Raw genomic sequence first — 17,399 nt, forward strand, 5'->3', positions numbered from 1 at the left:
GATGCGCGGGGTGCCTCAGGGGTTCTGCGGCGCATCCGCCGAGGGCGTGTCCGATGCGGGCGGCGTGCCGGGCTGGACGCCGGTGGGCGTCGCGGTGCTGGGCGCGTTGCCGCCGGGCGTGGCGCCTGCGCCGCCGCTGGTGGTGGCCGGCGTGGGGGCGCCCGGTGCCTCGGCACGCGGGGTGGGCGCATCGCCCTCGATCGGCAGCACTTCCACCTCGGTCCGCGGCGGGGTGGCCGGCGCGGGCACGGTGAGCTGCGGCACGACCTGTTCGCCCGGCGCGAGCGGCTTGATCGGCGTCGCCGGGTTCTCGCCGAGCAGATCGAAGGCGCGCTTGTACCAATAGGTTTCGGGGTAATTGGCGCCGAGCACCGCGGCGGCGCGCTTCGCCTCTTCGCGCACGCCGAGGGCCAGATACGTCTCGGTCAGGCGCATCAGCGCCTCGGGCGTGTGCGTGGTGGTCTGATAATCGTCGACGACCTTGCGGAAGCGCAGCGTGGCGGCGAGCCACTGGCCGCGGCGTTCGTAGAAGCGGCCAACTTCCATTTCCTTGCCCGCGAGGTGATCGCGCACGAGGTCCATCTTCAGCCGCGCATCGGCGGCATAGCGGCTGTTGGGATAGCGACGGGTGAGCTCGCCAAGCGCGTCCTGTGCCTGCTCGCTGATCTTCTGATCGCGCGTGACGTCGCTGATCTGCTCGTAATAGCTCATCGCGATCAGGTAATAAGCGTAGGGCGCGTCGCGGTTGCCGGGGTGGACCGACAGGAAGCGCTGCGCGCCCTGGATCGCGGCGGTGTAGTTCTTCGCCAGATAGTTGCTGAACGCGCCCATCAGCTGCGCGCGCCGGGCCCAGACCGAATAGGGATGCTGGCGCTCCACCTCGTCGAACAAGGCGGCAGCCACCTTGTACTGGCGCTGATCCAGCTTTTGCTTGGCGGCGGTGTACAGCGTGCCCACGTCGCGCGCGACATAGGGAAGATCACCCTTGGTGCTGTTGCGGGCGCAACCCGCCATCGGCAGGGCGACTGCCGCAAGCAGCAGAGCGACGAGTGGGCGGGACGGATTGATACGCATCGGGAAGGGCCTTTAGCGCAGGGCGGCGCATGCGAACAATGGCGAAACGTTCGCGCCGGTTCGGGGGAAGAAGCGATGTGAAACAGGTTGGTCGTGGCAGCGTTGAGCGGGTAACGAAACATCTTCCAAGATCGGGGCATAAAGATGACTGCAACCTTGCTGGCCACCAAGCGCGTCGAAAAGCCGTGGGGACGCCACAAGCTGTATCCCGGCTTTCCCGATCCCGCGCCCGGCGGCGAGCCGATCGGCGAGGTGTGGTTCCAGTCGCCGCACCCCGAAGAACCCGAGATGCTGATCAAGTACCTGTTCACCAGCGAGAAGCTGTCGGTGCAGGACCATCCGTCGGACGAGGAAGCGCACAAGCGCGGCCTGCCGCGCGGCAAGGACGAATGCTGGCTGATCCTGGACGCCGAGCCGGATTCGACGATCGCGATCGGCCCCAAGCAGCCGATGACCGCCGACGAGCTGCGCGCCAGCGCACTGGACGGTTCGATCGAGGACAAGCTGGACTGGAAGCCGGTGAAGGCCGGGGACTTCTATTATTCGCATTCCGGCGTGGTCCATGCGATCGGCGCGGGGCTGACGCTGATCGAGGTGCAGCAGAATTCCGACACCACTTATCGCCTGTATGACTATGGGCGGCCGCGCGAGCTTCACCTCGACGACGGGATCGCGGTGGCGGACCTCAACCCCTATGTCGCGCCGCCGCAGCCCGGCACGGTCGAGCCGGGACGCACGATCCTGGTGGAAGGGCCCAAGTTCGTGCTGGAGCGCTGGACCGGCGGCAAGCGCGACATCGCGCTGCCCGAGGGCAAGACGGGCTGGCTGGTGCCGATCCGCGGCGAGGGCGTGATCGGCGGCGTCGCGTGGAAGGCGGGCGAGTGCGTGATGGTGACGGGCGAGGAGATCCTGCACGCGTCCGTCGATGCGGACATGCTGTTCGCCTATCCGGGGACGACCCGCATCTGATCGCCAATCGCCGCCGGGAGGCGCGCCACAGGGGGGAATAGCCGCGTGGAACGGCGAACTTGATCGATTGGGCCGCGGTGGCGCTGGCGGCGGGCGCGGGCGTCATCGGCGGGGCGATGAACGCCCTGGCGGGGGGCGGCACCTTTGCGACGCTGCCCGCGCTGCTGGGCATGGGGCTGCCCGCCAATATCGCCAATGCGACATCGAACTTCGCCTTGCTGCCGGGCGCGGCGACCAGCGCCTGGGCGTTTCGCGACGAGCTGGAGCCGGTGGGCGGGCTGTCCGTGCGCGTGCTGGCGAGCGTCACCTTCCTTGCGGGGCTGGTGGGCAGCGCATTGCTGGTGCTGACCCCGTCGCGCACGTTCGACCTCATCATCCCCTGGCTAGTGCTCTACGCCTTCGTGGTGCTGGCGTTCGGGCAGCGCGCGTCGGCGTGGCTGGCGGCGCGGGTGACGATCGGCGTGCCGACACTGATCGTGGTGCAGGTGCTGCTGGGCATTTACGGCGGGTATTTCGGCGGCGGCGTCGGGCTGATGATGACCGCGACCTATGGCCTGCTGGCGGGGCTGGACCCGCGGCGCATGTTCGCGCCGCGCACGCTGATGCTGGCGGTGGCGAATGCCGCGGCGGCGATCGTCTTCGTCGCGGCGGGCATGGTGGCGTGGACCGCGTTCGTGCCGATGATGCTGGGCGCGATCCTTGGCGGATGGGGCGGGGCGGCCGTCGGCAAGCGGCTGCCGCCGGTCGCGGTGCGCATCTGGACCCTGTTCGTGACCGGCGCCACGACACTGGTGTTCTTCTGGCGCGCCTATACCTGAGGATGATCCGCGCTGCCTTCGCCGCGGCGCCGCGCCATGCTAGATGATCGCCGATGACTGCCGTCTATCGCCATCGGCTCGCCACGCGGATCTGGCATGCGATCAACGCAGTCGCGATCTTCATCCTGATCGGATCGGGCCTCGGCATCTCGAACGCGCATCCCCGCCTGTACTGGGGACATTATGGCGCGAACTTCGATCATGCCTGGTGGCAGCTGCCGCGTTTTCCCGCGTGGCTGACGATCCCGGCCAACTACAATCTGGCACTCTCCCGCCGCTGGCATCTGTTCTTCGCGCTGGTGCTGGCGTTCGGGCTGCTCGGCTACATGATCGTCAGCCTGATCAACCGCCACTTCGCGCGTGACCTGCGCGTGCGGCGCGCCGAGCTGGCGCCGAGGCACCTGATCGAGGACGCGCAGGCGCATCTCGATTTCCGCTTCCACGATCCGGAACGGCCGCTGGCCTATAACATCTGGCAGAAGCTGTCGTACGTCGGCGTGATCTTCGTGCTGCTGCCGCTGGTGATCCTGACGGGCCTGGCGCTGTCCCCGAACATGGACGCGGCCTGGCCGTGGCTGATCGAGCTGTTCGGCGGGCGGCAATCGGCGCGCTCGATCCATTTCCTGTGCATGATCGCGCTGACGCTGTTCGTCATCATCCACCTATCGCTGGTGATCCTGGCCGGGCCGCTCAACGAGGTGCGTTCGGTAATCACCGGCTGGTGGCGAGTGCCAGAGGAGCCGCGGCCATGATCATCTCGCGGCGGCGGCTGATCGCGGGCGGGGCGCTGGGCGGTGCGGCGCTGCTGGCGGGATGCGACCGGGTGATCGAGCAGCCCGCGGCGCGGCGGATCCTGTTCATGGGCGAGGACATGCACCGCGGGCTGCAGCGCGCGCTGACCAACCGCGATGCGCTGGCGCCCGAGTTCCGGCCCGACCAACGATCACCCTTCTTCCGACCGAACGGCACGCGCGATCCGGGCACGCCCGAATATGCCGCGCTGCGCGATGGGCGGTTCGCGGACTGGCGGCTGGCGGTGGGCGGGCTGGTGGCGCGGCCGCTGTCCTTGAGCCTCGCCGATCTTGGCGCGATGCCGCAGCGTGCGCAGATCACGCGCCACGATTGCGTGGAGGGGTGGAGCGCGATCGGCAAGTGGCAGGGACCGCAACTGGGCCAGGTGCTGAAGGCGGCGGGGATGCGCGACGGCGCGCGCTACATCGTCTTCACCTGCGCCGACCTGTACGGCGGCGCACCTTATTATGAATCGATCGACCTGATCGACGCCTTTCACCCGCAGACGATCCTGGCCTGGGCGCTGAACGACCGGTTCCTGCCGGTGATGAACGGCGCGCCGTGCCGCCTGCGAGTGGAGCGGCAGCTGGGATACAAGCACGCCAAATATCTGATGCGGATCGACGCCGTGGCGAGCCTTGCAGGCGTAGGCAAAGGCAAGGGTGGCTATTGGGAGGATAATGTCGATTACGATTGGTATGCCGGCATCTGATTGTTACGGGTTCGCACCATGGCCCTGATCGATATCTTCCTCTCGCGCGCCGTGAAGCGCGGAACGTTGACCCTTCATCGCCCCAAGGCTGCGACGCGCACCTATGGCACGCCGGAGCCAGGCTTTCCCGACGTGACGATCCGCTTCGCCGACAGCCGCGTTGCGCTTACGATCGCGCGCAACCCCGCGCTTGGCGCGGGCGAATGCTTCATGAACGGGCGGCTGATCGTCGAGAAGGGCGACATTCGGGACCTCGTCGAGCTGCTGAAGCGCAACGATGCCTGGGAATCGGGGCAGAAGAACCTGAAGCCCGGCCTTGCCGCGCGCACCTTCAACGCGGTGAAATATCGCGCCGACCGGATCAACATGGAGCGCCGATCGAAGCGCAACGTGGCGCATCACTATGACCTGTCGGGACGTTTGTACGACCTCTTCCTCGATCGCGACAAGCAGTACAGCTGCGCGTATTTCACCGATCCGGGCAACAGCCTGGAGCAGGCGCAGGAAGACAAGAAGGCGCATATCGCGGCCAAGCTGGCGCTGAAGCCGGGGATGCGCGTGCTGGACATCGGCTGCGGCTGGGGCGGCATGGCGCTGTACCTCAACAAGCATTTCGACGTCGACGTGCTGGGCGTGACGCTGTCCGAAGAGCAGCTGAAGGTAGCGCGCGAGCGCGCTGCCGAGGCGGGCGTCGCCGACCGGGTGAAGTTCGAGCTGATCGATTATCGCCGCGTCACGGGAAGCTTCGACCGGATCGTCTCGGTCGGCATGTTCGAGCATGTCGGGCCGCCGCAGTATCGCACGTTCTTCCGCAAGTGCCGCGAGCTGCTGACCGATGATGGCGTGATGCTGCTGCACACGATCGGCCGCATGGGTCCTCCGGGCGTCACCGACGACTGGACCGCAAAATACATCTTCCCGGGCGGCTATAACCCGGCGCTGAGCGAGATCGTGACGGCGTATGAGGGGCTGAAGCTGTTCCCGACCGATATCGAGGTGCTGCGCGTCCATTACGCGTACACGCTCGACCATTGGTACGACCGGACGGTGGCGGCCAAGGACGCGATCGTCGCGCTGTATGACGAGCGCTTCTTCCGCATGTGGACCTTCTACCTCGCCGGCGCGGCGGCGGCGTTCCGCAACGGGGGGCTGTGCAATTACCAGGTGCAGCTGACCAAGGGGCGCTATTCGGTGCCGCTGACGCGCGATTACATGATCGAGGGCGAGCGCAAGCTGCGCGAGGGGTAAGGGGGTTGCCGTTGCCCCGGACTGGACCGGGGCCCCGCTGCCTTGCTCGTCAGGTACAGAAGAAGCGGGATCCCGGGTCGAGCCCGGGGTGACGGTGGGATGTGGGATCAGCCGCCGCCGTGGAGGTTGATCTTCTGACCGTTGGTATATTCGCCGTCGGCCGAAACGAAATAAGCGACCGCCGCGGCGACATCCGCCGGGGTGGAGACGCGGCCGAAGGGGGATTGTGCCGCCAGATCGTGGATATCCGCCACGCCGCGCGTCGCCTTGGCTAGCCGCTCGCCCATGTCGGTGACAGTGAGTCCGGGGGCGACAATGTTGGTGCGGATGTTGTTGGGCCGCTCCTCCTTCGACAGAACGAGCGCGAGTGCCTCGGCCGCGGCCTTGCCCATCGAATAGGGCGCACCATTGGGGGCATGATAGAGCGTCGCAACGCTGGAAATCATGATGATGTCGCCGCGACCCTTTTCTTTGGCGCGTTCACGCATCGAGGGGAGGACGAGCTTCGACATGTAGTGCGGCGCGAAGCAGTGGGTGCGCATGACACGCTCGAACTCGGCCGGGTCGGTATCGGCGACGCTCTGCCCACGGCTGGCGATGCCGGCGTTGTTGACGAGGATATCGATGCCGCCGAAGTCAGCGACGACCGCGCCGACCAGTTTCTCGCAATCCTCGAACCGGTCGACCGAGGCGGCATAGGCCTTGGCGCGGCGGCCGAGGCCTTCGATCTCGCGCACCACTTCCTCGGCGGCCTCGGCATCGCGTCGGTAGTTGACCGCGACGTCGGCGCCGTCGCGCGCCAGGCGGAGCGCAATCTCGCGCCCGATGCCGCGGCCCCCGCCGGTTACCAGTGCGACCCGGCCCTCAAGTCCCCCACTCATGCCGCCTGCTCCTTGCTCTTCTTGCTGTAATTCGGGCGGCGCTTCTCGAAGAACGCCTTGATGCCCTCGCCGAAATCGGGGGCGGTCGCGCACAGGATCTGGTTGCGGTCCTCCATCGCCACTGCCGCCTCTAGGCTGGGCGCGTCGATCGACATGCGCAGGCACTCCTTGGTGAGGCGAAGGCCCATCGGCGAGGTGGTGAGCATCTGTTCGATCAGCGGCGCGGCGGCTTCCTCCATCTGGTCGTCCGGCACGACGCGGCTGACGAGGCCGGTGGCGAGTGCGCGATCGGCGGTGATGAAATTGCCGGTGAGCATGAATTCGGCTGCCACGCTCGCGCCGACCAGGCGGGGGAGGAAGTAGCTGACGCCGATGTCGCAGGCGGAAAGGCCAATGCGGATGAAAGCGGCGTTCATGCGGACGGATTCGCCCGCGATGCGGATGTCCGATGCCAGCGCCATCGCGAAGCCGCCGCCGCATGCGGGCCCGTGGACCAGGCTGATGATCGGCTGCGGGCAATAGCGCATCTTCATCACGATCTCGGCGATCGAGCGCTGGTGCGCGAGGCGATCGATCGTATCGAACTCGGAACGGCCGCCCTCCTGAAGATCGAGGCCGGCGCAATAAGCGCGGCCGGCGCCCTTCAGCACGACGACGCGGCAGTCGCGATCCTTGTGGAGCGCGCCGAAATAATGGCTCAGCTCCTCGACGTGGCGATCGTTCAGCGCATTCAGGACGTGCGGGCGGTTCATCGTCACCCAATCGACTTCGCCCCGGCGCTCGACCGAGATCATCTCATATTCCAACGTGCCTCTCCCGTTCCTGCTTGTTGCACTGATCTGTTGACGGCGCATCCTACATAACTAAAGTTATCCTGCAATCGCGAGGTCGCATGAGACCCGCGCACGACTCGGGAGGGGATGCTTTGAAGCTTGGACCAGATATCGCCGCGATCATCACTGGCGGCGCCTCGGGACTGGGGCTCGCGACGGCGAAGGCGCTGCGCGCGGAAGGCGTGAAGGTCGCGCTGTTCGACAAGAATGGCGAGATCGGCCCGGGCGTCGCGGAGGAAATCGGCGCGGTCTATTGCGAAGTGGACGTCATGGACCAGGCGTCGGTCGACGCCGGCTTCGCCAAGGCGCGTGCAGCGAACGGCCAGGAGCGTATCCTGGTGAACTGCGCCGGTGGCGGCTTCGGCGGGCCGAACAAGACGGTCGCGCGGTCGAAGGAAGACGGCTCGATCAAGCCCTATCCGGTCGAGAACTACCAGAAGACGATCGAGCTGAACCTCGTCGGCTCGTTCCGCTGCATCGTCGGCGCGGCTGCCGGGATGATGACGCTGGAGCCGACCGAGGATGGCGACCGCGGCGCGATCGTCAACACCGCGAGCGTCGCGGCGGAGGACGGCCAGATCGGGCAGGTGGCCTATACCTCGGCCAAGGCGGGCATCGTCGGCATGACGCTGAACGTCGCGCGTGACCTGTCGTCGGAAGGCATCCGCTGCAACACGATCCTGCCGGGCATATTCGACACGCCGCTGCTGGGCCGTGCGAAGCCGCAGGTGAAGGCCGCGCTTTCCGCCATGGTGCCGTTCCCCAAGCGGCTGGGCATGCCGGAGGAATATGCCAAGCTTGCGCTGGAGATGATCCGCAACGGCTATTTCAACGGCGAGGACGTGCGGCTGGACGGCGCGATCCGGATGCAGCCCAAGTAACCAACAGGATGGCAGCTTCCCGTTCGTGCTGGGCATGGCCGAAGCACGAACGGCGCGGGCGGGGAGAGTTTAGATGAACTTCGATTATTCCGACGACCAGAAGATGCTGAAGGACGAGGCGCGCAAGTTCCTCGCCGCGAAGTGCGACGCCAAGGTGGTTCGCGGCGTGCTCGACAATGACGACCGCGCCTATGACGAGGCGCTGTGGAAGGGCGTGGCCGAGCAGGGCTGGCTGGGCGCGGCGATCCCTGAGGAGTTCGGCGGGCTGGGGCTCGGCCATGTCGAGCTGTGCGCGCTGGCGGAGGAACTGGGCCGCGCCTGTGCGCCGATCCCGTTCGCCTCGACCGTTTACTTCGTCGCCGAGGCGCTGATGAAGTTTGGCTCGCAGGAGCAGAAGGCCAAGTGGCTGCCGAAGATCGCCGCGGGCGAAGTGATCGGCGCGTTCGCGACGGCCGAGGGCAAGGGGCCGGTGACGGTGCGCTCGATCAAGACGAGCGTGTCGGGCGGGAAGCTGACCGGCGAGAAGATCCCGGTCACCGATGGCGATGTCGCTGACCTGATCGTCGTGCTGGCCAAGGACGGGCTGTATCTGGTCGAGAAGGGCGAGGGCGTATCGGCCGAGGTACTGACGACGCTGGACCCGACGCGATCGGCGGCGAAGCTGACCTTCTCCGGCGCGCCGGCCGAGCGGCTGGGGGACGAGGACGGCATTGCGGCGATGCAGGCGGTGTTCGACCGCGCGGCGATCCTGCTGGCGTTCGAGCAGGTCGGCGGTTCGGACAAGTGCCTGGAGATGGCCAAGGCCTATGCGCTGGAGCGCCATGCCTTTGGGCGCGCGATCGCCGGCTATCAGGCGATCAAGCACAAGCTGGCCGACATCTATGTGAAGAACGAGATCGCGCGGTCGAACGCCTATTACGGCGCCTGGGCGCTCAACACCGATGCGGGCGAGCTGCCGCTGGCGGCGGCGACCGCGCGCGTCGCGGCGAGCGAGGCGTTCTGGTTCGCCGCCAAGGAAAATATCCAGACGCATGGCGGCATCGGCTTCACCTGGGAAGCGGACCCGCAGCTTTATTACCGTCGCTCGCGGCAGCTCAGCCTCGTGGCGGGTGCGCCCGCGACGTGGCGTGAGCGGCTGGTGAGCCAGCTTGAAATGAAGAACGCCGCCTGAGCGCGTGAGAGGATAGCGAGATGGACTTCAACGATTCCCCGGAAGAAGCCGAGTATCGCGCCAAGGCGCGCGCCTGGCTGGAAAAGAACGTCGCCGAGCACAAGGCGATGAATCACGCCGACGACATGGCGGCGGGCAAGGCGTGGCAGCGGCGCAAGGCCGAGGCCGGCTATGCGCAGATCACCTGGCCCAAGGAATGGGGCGGCGCCGGCGGCACGCCGATCCAGTCGGTGATCTTCGGCCAGGAAGAGGCCAAGTTCCCCGTGCAATACGGCTATTTCACCATCGGGCTCGGCATGTGCGTGCCGACCGTGATGGCCTTCGCCGATGCCGATACCAAGAAGCGCTTCGTCGGCCCGGCGCTGCGCGGGGAGGAAATCTGGTCGCAGCTGTTCTCCGAACCCGCGGGTGGCTCCGACGTGGCGGCGATCCGCACCCGTGCGGTGCGGGACGGCGACGATTGGGTGGTGAACGGCCAGAAGGTGTGGACATCTGGCGCGCATTATTCGGACTATGGCATCGTCCTGGTCCGCACCAACCCGGACGTGCCCAAGCACAAGGGCCTGACGATGTTCTGGCTCGACCTGAAATCGCCGGGAGTCGAGATCCGGCCGATCCACCAGATGTCGGGCGGGTCGAACTTCAACGAAGTGTATTTCACCGACGTTCGCATCCCCGATTCGCAGCGGCTGGGCGCGGTGGACGACGGCTGGAAGGTCGCGCTGGTCACGCTGATGAACGAGCGGCTCGCGGTCGGCGGTGCGAGCGGGGCGAGCCCGAAGGAGATCCTGGCGCTGGCCAAGGATCTGGACGCGGCGGACGGCCCGCTGATCAAGGACAGCGCGTTCCGCCAGCGGCTGGCCGACTGGTACGTCCAGTCCGAGGGGCTGAAGAACACCCGCATGCGCACGATGACCGCGCTGAGCCGCGGGCAGACGCCGGGACCGGAAAGCTCGATCGGCAAGATCATCGCCGCCAACGTGCTGCAGGACCTGGGCAATGCCGCGGTGGAGGCGGAGGATCAGTATGGGATCATCAACGATCCCGCGCTGCTGCCGCTGAAGGGGCTGTTCCAGGGCGCGGTGATGAACGCGCCGGGCCTGCGCATCGCCGGCGGCACCGACGAGATCCTGAAGAACATCATCGCCGAGCGCGTGCTTGGCCTGCCGGGCGAAATCCGGACGGACAAGGACGCGGCGTTCAAGGATCTCGCCGGCTGAGGCGATGTAGAAGGATCAACTGACGATCGTTACCGGGGTTCGGCGGGCGACGGGAATGCAGCGGTTCGATGCCGCTGCCGCTCCCCGGCTCTCCGGACCCCGGTGTTCGTCCGGCGTCCGACGTCGCGAGATCTATCGCCCGCACCGGCGATCGCCGTCCGGATTTTCCAAACGCAGCCGCGTTATGCGAACGGCCGATGCCGGCGGCATCGGGGCGGTGTTGCCCTGACGCCACGGTGTGGCCCGGGAACGTCGCTGCTGCATTCACTGGGTGTTCAATCCCTTACCGCTATGCCACCCCCGATGCGGATGCTCATTCCCCTTGCCTTGCTGTTGCCGGCCGCGCCCGTTGCCGCGCAACCGGGCGACCAGCAGCGCGACGGCATCGCCGCGTGGCGGGCGTTGCGCGAAGGACGCATCCTTTCGATCAAGGACATCGAGCGGCGGGTGATCCCGACGATGAAGGACGCGCAATATATCGGTTTCGATTTCGAGATGCCGAGCGCGATCTACACGCTGAAGTTCCTCAAGGACGGCAATGTCATCTGGGTGGATGTGGATGGACGTTCCGGCCAAGTGATCGGTCGCACCGGCAAGTGAGCACACTTTTGCGCACGCCACGGCGGTGCTAACCACCCCTCTTCATTTCCGGGAGTCACCATGCGCGTCCTGATCGTCGAGGATGAGCCCAATCTGGGCCAGCAATTGAAGAATACGCTGGAGGGCGCCGGCTATGCGATCGACCTCGCCACGGACGGCGAGGAAGGGCATTTCCTCGGCTCGACGGAGAATTACGACGCGATCGTGCTCGATCTTGGCCTGCCGGAGATCGACGGGCTGACCGTGCTCGACCGCTGGCGCAAGGAAGGCAAGGTGACGCCGGTGCTGGTGCTGACGGCGCGTGACAGCTGGTCCGACAAGGTGGCCGGGCTCGACGCTGGCGCGGACGATTATGTCGCCAAGCCGTTCCAGACCGAGGAACTGATCGCCCGCCTGCGCGCGCTGATCCGCCGGGCATCCGGCAACGCCTCGTCCGAGCTGACGGCTGGCGACGTTCGCCTCGACACCCGATCGGGCAAGGTGACGCGCGCCGGCGAGCCGGTGAAGCTTACCGCGCAGGAATACAAGCTGCTGTCATACCTGCTGCATCACAAGGGCAAGGTGGTCAGCCGCACCGAGCTGATCGAGCACATCTACGACCAGGATTTCGACCGCGATTCGAACACCATCGAAGTGTTCGTGACGCGCATCCGAAAGAAGCTGGGCCAGGACGTGATCACCACGATCCGCGGCCTTGGTTACAGCCTGGAAGATCCGTCGGCGTGAAGATCGCTCGGCTCTTCCCATAGGCCGATGCGGGCATAGCCTGCCTCGCGCCAGCTGTCGGGGGCGGCAAGGCTCGAGTCCACGCTGGCGACGCCGGGGACGTTGCTGGAGGAAACCGCGGGGGGAACGGCATAGGCGGGGGTGATGCCGGCAATCGCCCAGGACGCCAGCAGGAAGCCGGCAAGCATGCTGACGACAAGACCGCCCAAGAACCCGACGGCATATAACGGAAAGGTACGCGCCACGACTGGTCTCCCTTCTCCGCTGCCCAACATCATGGCGACGACATGGTTCCGAATCGCGACGAAGTGAACAACGGCGCAAAGATCCGGCGTGCGGGATCCTTGACGCGTCGCATGATCGTGATCGCGGCAGTGTGGATCAGCTTGCTGCTGGCGGGCGGAGGATTTGCGCTCGACCGCGTGCTGACTTCTGCCGTCACGCAAAACTTCGACGATCAACTGGAATATGTGCTTCGTTCCTTGCTGGTCTCAGCCGAAATCGGCCCGGACGGCGAGGTGATGTTCAACCGCGAGCCGGCCGACCAGCGCTTCCTGGAGCCGTATTCGGGGCTCTACTGGCAGGTTTCCGCCAAGGGGCGGGAGGCGTTTCCGTCACGATCCTTGTGGGACCGGCAGCTCGATTATGGCCAGCCGCACGACGATCGCGCGGTGCACATCTACGACAGCACGCAGTTCGGTGCGGAAAAGCTGCGCGTCGTCGAGCGCGACGTGAAGCTGCCGGGATCGGACGTGCGCTGGCGGTTCCAGGTGGCGCAGAGCCGCGAGGGGCTGGACGCGCAGATCGGCGCGCTACGCCGCACGCTGGTGCGCAGTTTCCTGTTGCTTGGGCTGGGACTGGTGGTTCTGGCGGCGCTGCAGACGTTCTACGGGCTGCTGCCGCTGAGGAAGCTGCGGCTGGAGATCGCGCGGATGCGCGGCGGGCGGACGAACCGCGTTGGCGGGCCGATGCCGAACGAAGTCGCGCCGATGGTGGAGGAGCTGAACGCCCTTGTCGCGCATAACGAGACGCAGGCGGAGGAAGCGCGGCGCCACGCCGGGAACCTCGCCCATGCGCTGAAGACGCCGCTGACGGTGATCATGAATGCGGCGACCGCGCAGTCGGACGATCTGGCGGACACCGTGGTGCGCGAGGCGCGCACGATGCGGCGGCAGGTGGACCATCATCTGGCGCGCGCCCGCGCGGTCGGCCGGCGCGGATCGGCGCACAGCCGGGCGGAGGTGTGGCCGAGTGTCGAATCGGTCGAGCGGGCAGTGCGGCGGCTCTATCCGCATGTGCGGGTGGACGTGGACGGGCCGAAGGACCTGGTCGCGCACATCGAGCGGCAGGACCTCGACGAGATCATGGGCAACCTGGTCGAGAATGCCGCGAAATATGGCGGCGGCAGCGTGTTCGTGACCGTGGGCGCGCAGGCCGGGTTCGTCGAGATCCTCGTCGAGGATGACGGGATGGGCATTCCCGAGGAAGACCGCATGCGGATCTTCGATCGCGGAGTGCGGCTGGATACGGGGAAGCCGGGGACCGGCCTTGGCCTCGCGATCGTGCGCGACGTGGCGGAGATCTACGAAGGCACGGTGAGCCTGGAAGAGAGCGAGGACCTGGGCGGGCTGCTGGTGCGGCTGCGGCTGCCGATGGCGACGTGATGGGGTAAGGAGCGGACCCCGGACCTAGGCCGGGGTGGCGCAAGTTGCTCGGCCAGCCCCGACGTCCCGCGGGACGACGGGGTTGGCGGTCAGGCCGCTTCCCTTACCCGCATGGCGTCTGCGGCGATGGCGATGCTGCGCTTGCGGGCTTCGTGATCGTAGATGCTGCTGGTGAGCATCACTTCGTCGACGCCGGTGCGCTTGACGAAGGCTTCAATGCCGGCGGCAACGTCGTCGCGGTCACCGATCGCGCTGCACGAGAGCACCGAGTTCAGGATCGCGGCATGTGAGCGCGGCAGGCTTTCCAGATAGCCGCGGACGGGCGGCTTCATCTTGCCCGGGTTGCCGGTGCGCAGCGCAACGAACTGCTGCTGCTGCGAGCTTGCCAGGAACTCCGCCTCGTCGCGCGTCTCCGCGGCGAAGACGTTGAAGCCGGCCATCGCATACGGCTTGTCGAGCGCCGCCGAGGGGCGGAAATCGCGGCGGTAGATGGCCATGGCTTCGTCCAGCGCATCGGGCGCGAAATGCGACGCGAAGGCATAAGGCAGGCCGAGGATCGCGGCGAGCTGCGCGCCGAAGGTGGAGGAGCCGAGAATCCACAGCTCGGGCTTCGCGCCGGCGCCGGGGGTGGCGGTGATGCCGGTGCGGCCATCGTCCGCGAAATAGCTCTGCAGCTCGACCACATCGTTCGGGAAGGCGTTGGGATCGCTGTCGAGCGTGCGGCGGATCGCGCGGGCGACGCGCTGATCGCTTCCGGGGGCGCGGCCGAGGCCGAGATCGATCCGGCCGGGGAAGAGCGCGTCGAGCGTGCCGAACTGCTCGGCGATCTGCAGCGGCGCGTGATTGGGCAGCATGATGCCGCCGGCGCCGACCCGGATCGTGCTGGTCGCTGCGCCGACGTGCGCGATCACCACCGCGGTGGCGGCCGACGCGATGCCGGCCATGCCGTGATGCTCGGCCACCCAATAGCGGTTGTAGCCATTGGCCTCCGCATGGCGCGCGAGATCCGCGGCATTCGCGAGCGCGCCGGCGACGGTGCCGCCTTCGACGACGGGGACGAGATCGAGCAGCGAATATTTGGTCATATTCGAAATGTGGGCCGACCGGTTGCGGATCGCAACCGTGCTTTGCCCTTCAGCCGGCCCAAGCTGGGCTTGGGGAGGATGTACGGCGATCGGCATTGCCCAATGCGCGCGTGCCGCTTAACGCACCGCCATGCCGCCGGACCTTGACCATATCCGCGCCTGGGTCTTCGATCTCGACAACACGCTGTATCCGTCGAGCGCGGACCTGTTCGCGCAGATCGATGCGAAGATGACCGATTACATCGCGCGGCTGCTGGACCTCGACCGCGTGGAAGCGCGCCGGATCCAGAAGGCGTATTTCTTCGGCCATGGCACGACGCTGGCCGGGCTGATGGCCGAGCACCAGGTGGACCCGCACGATTTCCTGAACTTCGTCCATGACGTGGAGATGGACGTGCTGGAGGAGAATGTGCCGCTTGCCGCGGCGGTGGCGAAGCTGCCGGGGCGCAAGGTGGTGTTCACCAACGGCGACGGACCCTATGCGCGGCGCGTGCTCGACCGGCTGGGGCTGGGGCGAAGCTTCGAGGCGATCCACGACATCCACGCGATGGACCTGGCGCCCAAGCCCGCCGCCTCCGCCTATGAAGGGCTATGCGCCTCGCTCGACATCGATCCCACGACCGCGCTGTTCGCCGACGACATGGCGCGCAACCTGGCGCCGGCCAAGGCGATCGGCATGACGACCGTGTGGGTCGACAATGGATCCGAGCAGGCGGCGGACATGGACCGCAGTTTTATCGATTACACGACCCACGACCTGACGGCGTGGCTGGAAGGGATATTGGAGACGGCATGAGCGACCTCGAAGCGACCATCGACGCAGCCTGGGAGAATCGCGCGGAGATCGGCCTTACCACGGCGGGCGAGGTGCGGATCGCGGTGGACCGGGCGCTGGCGCTGCTCGATTCGGGCGCGGCGCGCGTGGCGGAGCCGGACGGCGAGGGCGGCTGGCGCGTCAACCAGTGGCTGAAGAAGGCGGTGCTGCTGTCGTTCCGCCTCAATGACAATGCGCTGATCGACAACGGGCCGGGCGCTGGCCACTGGTTCGACAAGGTGCCGTCGAAATTCTCTGGCTGGAGCGAGGGCGAGTTCCGCGATGCCGGTTTCCGCGCGGTGCCGGGCAGCGTGGTGCGGCGCGGCGCCTTCATCGGCAAGGGCGCGATCCTGATGCCGAGCTTCGTCAACATCGGGGCTTATGTCGGCGAGGGGACGATGGTCGATACCTGGGCGACGGTGGGCAGCTGCGCGCAGATCGGCAAGAACGTCCACCTTTCGGGCGGCGCGGGGATCGGCGGCGTGCTGGAGCCGCTGCAGGCGGACCCGGTGATCATCGGGGACGGCGCGTTCATCGGTGCACGGTCCGAAGTGGCGGAAGGCGTGCGCGTCGGCGAAGGCGCGGTGCTGTCGATGGGCGTGTACCTTGGCGCCTCGACCAAGATCATCGACCGCGCGACGGGCGAGACGTTCATCGGCGAAGTGCCGCCTTATGCCGTGGTGGTGCCGGGAACGACGACGACCTCGGGCGGGCTGGGCCTGTATTGCGCGGTGATCGTGAAGCGCGTCGACGAGCGCACCCGCAGCAAGACGAGCATCAACGAGCTGCTGCGCGACTGAGGCGGGGGCGGGCGCCGGGCTCGTTTGCGCCGCTGCCGCTTACGGAAGCGGCGGCGTGGCCGGTTCGGGCGGGCGAACGAGGGCGAGGACGTGGTTCTCGCACACGTTGACGCTGAAGGTGATCGTGCGGCGATCCTGATCGTCGCGCGGATCGATGGTGGTGAGTTCCAGCCCGTCGAAGCGGCAGGGGCCGCGCCAGTAGGTTTCGCGGGAGTAGCTGGTCACTTCCATCGCGGAATTGTTCGGGCGCTCGTTGAAGTTGAGGAATTCGTAGCTGTCAGGATCCCGGCGAAGCTGGCGGCGCACGCCCGGGGCGTAGACAAACTTCGTGAGATGCCGGCGCGAGGTGCTGGGATCGCGCACGCTGACGATCTTTCGATCAGAACAATTCACCAAGAGCAGCACGCCGGTTTCGTTGCGGCGACCGGGCCCGGCAAATGCCATCAGGCTGAAACGGTCGCCCGGCACCGCCGCGAGCGTTTGCGTACAGACGGCGTCGCGGACGCTTTTCTTTGCCACATCAGCCTGTGCCGTCGGAGGCGGCGCAGAAACAAGCATCGCGAGCAGCATCAGCATGGTGATGATGCTGACACAGCATCAGCTATTCTGCCAGTGATCTTGCGAACCGCGTGGACAGTCGTGATCGGCGGCGCGCCGCTGCCTTTGCGATGAACCGGACGTTGTGCTGCGTTCATGCAACCCTCGCCATCAGCACACGTTACGACCCCGTCACTTGTTTGGGGTCTTCTTGGAGGGAAGTTACATGCGTAAGATGATGCTGGCGCTTGGCGCCTCGGCGTTGGTGCTGCCGACGCTCGCCGTGACCACTACCGATGCCGATGCGCAGCGCCGCTATCAGTATCGCGAATGGAAGGGCACGGACGGCCGCTGGCGCTGCCGCAAGCCGGACGGCACGACCGGCCTGATCGTCGGTGGCGTTGCGGGCGCCCTGGTCGGCCGCACGATCGATACGCGCGGCGATCGCACGCTGGGCACGCTGGGCGGCGCTGCGGTGGGCGCGCTCGCCGGCCGCGAAATCGAGCGCAGCGGCAGCCGCAAGCGTTGCCGCTGATCGGCGCTGCCACCATCTGAGTTTCTGGGGGCGCGGTCT

20 protein-coding genes are annotated in these 17,399 nt (G+C 66.9%); 14 read left to right on the forward strand and 6 right to left on the reverse strand.

Annotated elements, in window-relative coordinates; translation table 11 throughout:
* Positions 1-15 precede the first annotated feature (15 nt).
* Positions 16-1,074: an outer membrane protein assembly factor BamD gene (gene bamD, locus ACH0CP_RS08060; RefSeq protein ID WP_294443594.1), complete on the reverse strand. Its 1,059-nt coding sequence runs from the start codon at positions 1,072-1,074 to the stop codon at positions 16-18.
* 144 nt (positions 1,075-1,218) lie between these two features.
* Here bamD and ACH0CP_RS08065 point away from each other — a divergent pair, with 144 nt between their 5' ends.
* The 5 genes from ACH0CP_RS08065 to ACH0CP_RS08085 are packed head-to-tail and all read left to right on the forward strand — an operon-like array spanning position 1,219 to position 5,613.
* Positions 1,219-2,043: a class I mannose-6-phosphate isomerase gene (locus ACH0CP_RS08065; protein ID WP_294443595.1), complete on the forward strand. Its 825-nt coding sequence runs from the start codon at positions 1,219-1,221 to the stop codon at positions 2,041-2,043.
* Positions 2,044-2,102: 59 nt separating this feature from the next.
* A complete protein-coding gene (locus tag ACH0CP_RS08070) occupies positions 2,103-2,861 on the forward strand; it encodes a sulfite exporter TauE/SafE family protein (RefSeq protein ID WP_294443596.1) in 759 nt (252 codons plus the stop codon).
* Positions 2,862-2,914: 53 nt separating this feature from the next.
* Positions 2,915-3,613, forward strand: coding sequence for a cytochrome b/b6 domain-containing protein (locus ACH0CP_RS08075; RefSeq protein ID WP_294443597.1), 699 nt, complete (start codon positions 2,915-2,917; stop codon positions 3,611-3,613).
* Positions 3,610-4,365, forward strand: a complete 756-nt coding sequence (locus ACH0CP_RS08080) for a molybdopterin-dependent oxidoreductase (protein ID WP_294443598.1) — start codon at positions 3,610-3,612, stop codon at positions 4,363-4,365. Before ACH0CP_RS08075 ends, ACH0CP_RS08080 begins: the two co-directional genes overlap by 4 nt.
* An 18-nt stretch (positions 4,366-4,383) precedes the next feature.
* A complete protein-coding gene (locus ACH0CP_RS08085) occupies positions 4,384-5,613 on the forward strand; it encodes a cyclopropane-fatty-acyl-phospholipid synthase family protein (RefSeq protein ID WP_294443599.1) in 1,230 nt (409 codons plus the stop codon).
* Positions 5,614-5,720: 107 nt separating this feature from the next.
* On the opposite strand, the gene ACH0CP_RS08090 is transcribed toward ACH0CP_RS08085, so the two are convergent.
* Both ACH0CP_RS08090 and ACH0CP_RS08095 read right to left on the reverse strand, forming a co-directional pair.
* A complete protein-coding gene (locus ACH0CP_RS08090) occupies positions 5,721-6,494 on the reverse strand; it encodes an SDR family NAD(P)-dependent oxidoreductase (RefSeq protein ID WP_294443600.1) in 774 nt (257 codons plus the stop codon).
* Positions 6,491-7,288: an enoyl-CoA hydratase/isomerase family protein gene (locus ACH0CP_RS08095; protein ID WP_294443610.1), complete on the reverse strand. Its 798-nt coding sequence runs from the start codon at positions 7,286-7,288 to the stop codon at positions 6,491-6,493. Before ACH0CP_RS08095 ends, ACH0CP_RS08090 begins: the two co-directional genes overlap by 4 nt.
* 131 nt (positions 7,289-7,419) lie before the next feature.
* Between ACH0CP_RS08095 and ACH0CP_RS08100 the strand changes: the two genes are divergently transcribed.
* The 5 genes from ACH0CP_RS08100 to ACH0CP_RS08120 all read left to right on the forward strand — a co-directional run bounded on the left by ACH0CP_RS08100 (position 7,420) and on the right by ACH0CP_RS08120 (position 11,925).
* The gene (locus ACH0CP_RS08100) at positions 7,420-8,208 is read left to right on the forward strand and encodes an SDR family NAD(P)-dependent oxidoreductase (protein ID WP_294443601.1); all 789 of its coding nucleotides are present in this window, start codon (positions 7,420-7,422) and stop codon (positions 8,206-8,208) included.
* A 73-nt stretch (positions 8,209-8,281) separates the two neighbouring features.
* Positions 8,282-9,379: an acyl-CoA dehydrogenase family protein gene (locus tag ACH0CP_RS08105; protein ID WP_294443602.1), complete on the forward strand. Its 1,098-nt coding sequence runs from the start codon at positions 8,282-8,284 to the stop codon at positions 9,377-9,379.
* Positions 9,380-9,399: 20 nt separating this feature from the next.
* Positions 9,400-10,599 carry an acyl-CoA dehydrogenase family protein gene (locus ACH0CP_RS08110; protein ID WP_294443603.1) on the forward strand — a complete coding sequence of 400 codons (1,200 nt, stop codon included), beginning with the start codon at positions 9,400-9,402 and terminating at the stop codon, positions 10,597-10,599.
* Positions 10,600-10,902: 303 nt separating this feature from the next.
* Complete coding sequence (locus ACH0CP_RS08115; RefSeq protein ID WP_294443604.1) at positions 10,903-11,199, forward strand: hypothetical protein; 297 nt, start codon at positions 10,903-10,905, stop codon at positions 11,197-11,199.
* 60 nt (positions 11,200-11,259) lie between these two features.
* Positions 11,260-11,925: a response regulator transcription factor gene (locus ACH0CP_RS08120; protein WP_406875506.1), complete on the forward strand. Its 666-nt coding sequence runs from the start codon at positions 11,260-11,262 to the stop codon at positions 11,923-11,925.
* Here ACH0CP_RS08120 and ACH0CP_RS08125 read toward each other — a convergent pair.
* On the reverse strand, positions 11,898-12,170 hold the full coding sequence (locus ACH0CP_RS08125) for a hypothetical protein (protein WP_294443606.1): 273 nt from the start codon (positions 12,168-12,170) through the stop codon (positions 11,898-11,900). The two genes, ACH0CP_RS08120 and ACH0CP_RS08125, sit on opposite strands and share 28 nt — an antisense overlap.
* 42 nt (positions 12,171-12,212) lie before the next feature.
* Here ACH0CP_RS08125 and ACH0CP_RS08130 point away from each other — a divergent pair, with 42 nt between their 5' ends.
* Positions 12,213-13,589: an ATP-binding protein gene (locus ACH0CP_RS08130; protein WP_294443607.1), complete on the forward strand. Its 1,377-nt coding sequence runs from the start codon at positions 12,213-12,215 to the stop codon at positions 13,587-13,589.
* Positions 13,590-13,678: 89 nt separating this feature from the next.
* Here the strand turns inward: ACH0CP_RS08130 and ACH0CP_RS08135 are convergent, their stop codons facing one another.
* Entirely contained in the window at positions 13,679-14,674 is a 996-nt protein-coding gene (locus tag ACH0CP_RS08135) for an LLM class flavin-dependent oxidoreductase (protein ID WP_294443608.1), read from the reverse strand.
* Between the two features lie 130 nt (positions 14,675-14,804).
* Here ACH0CP_RS08135 and ACH0CP_RS08140 point away from each other — a divergent pair, with 130 nt between their 5' ends.
* Positions 14,805-15,470 carry a pyrimidine 5'-nucleotidase gene (locus ACH0CP_RS08140; protein ID WP_406875507.1) on the forward strand — a complete coding sequence of 222 codons (666 nt, stop codon included), beginning with the start codon at positions 14,805-14,807 and terminating at the stop codon, positions 15,468-15,470.
* The gene (gene dapD, locus ACH0CP_RS08145) at positions 15,467-16,288 is read left to right on the forward strand and encodes a 2,3,4,5-tetrahydropyridine-2,6-dicarboxylate N-succinyltransferase (protein WP_294445245.1); all 822 of its coding nucleotides are present in this window, start codon (positions 15,467-15,469) and stop codon (positions 16,286-16,288) included. The genes ACH0CP_RS08140 and dapD overlap by 4 nt, the downstream gene beginning before the upstream one ends.
* Positions 16,289-16,327: 39 nt before the next feature.
* Here dapD and ACH0CP_RS08150 read toward each other — a convergent pair whose 3' ends face one another.
* A complete protein-coding gene (locus ACH0CP_RS08150) occupies positions 16,328-16,864 on the reverse strand; it encodes a hypothetical protein (RefSeq protein WP_294445246.1) in 537 nt (178 codons plus the stop codon).
* Positions 16,865-17,051: 187 nt separating this feature from the next.
* Here ACH0CP_RS08150 and ACH0CP_RS08155 point away from each other — a divergent pair, with 187 nt between their 5' ends.
* Entirely contained in the window at positions 17,052-17,360 is a 309-nt protein-coding gene (locus ACH0CP_RS08155) for a glycine zipper 2TM domain-containing protein (RefSeq protein ID WP_406875508.1), read from the forward strand.
* The last annotated feature ends 39 nt before the right edge of the window (positions 17,361-17,399 follow it).

Source organism: Sphingomonas sp. 179-I 2A4 NHS (assembly GCF_045369135.1).
In the GTDB taxonomy this organism is placed as follows: Bacteria; Pseudomonadota; Alphaproteobacteria; order Sphingomonadales; family Sphingomonadaceae; genus Sphingomonas.